The sequence below is a fragment of the Pseudomonas sp. SIMBA_068 genome (assembly GCF_046534705.1).
In the GTDB taxonomy this organism is placed as follows: domain Bacteria; phylum Pseudomonadota; class Gammaproteobacteria; order Pseudomonadales; family Pseudomonadaceae; genus Aquipseudomonas; species Aquipseudomonas putida.
This window is the reverse complement of the sequence record NZ_JAWRYI010001308.1, coordinates 1-246: the sequence shown is the minus strand read 5'-3', so window position 1 is coordinate 246 and position 246 is coordinate 1. Positions and strand designations below refer to the sequence as shown.

Genomic DNA, 246 nt, shown 5'->3' with positions numbered 1-246 from the left:
GTAATTGGTTTATTCCCTGCAAACCGTGTAGGTGATGACATAGAAATTTACACCGACGAAACCCGCAAAGAGCTGTTAAGCACCTCGTGCCATTTACGCCAGCAAACTGAAAAAACCGACTTTGCTAACTATTGTTTAGCCGACTACATTGCGCCAAAAGGCACACCTGATTACTTTGGTGCGTTTGCAGTAACGGGCGGTCTTGAAGAAGACGATTTAGCTAATTCGTTTGACGCACAGCAAGAC

Annotated in this window: 1 protein-coding gene; it reads left to right on the top strand. The window is 45.1% G+C overall.

Annotation, left to right across the window (positions count from 1 at the left end; all coding sequences use genetic code 11):
- A partial coding sequence (locus SB756_RS33810) for a vitamin B12 dependent-methionine synthase activation domain-containing protein (protein ID WP_410913729.1) occupies window positions 1-246 on the top strand: 246 nt, incomplete at both ends.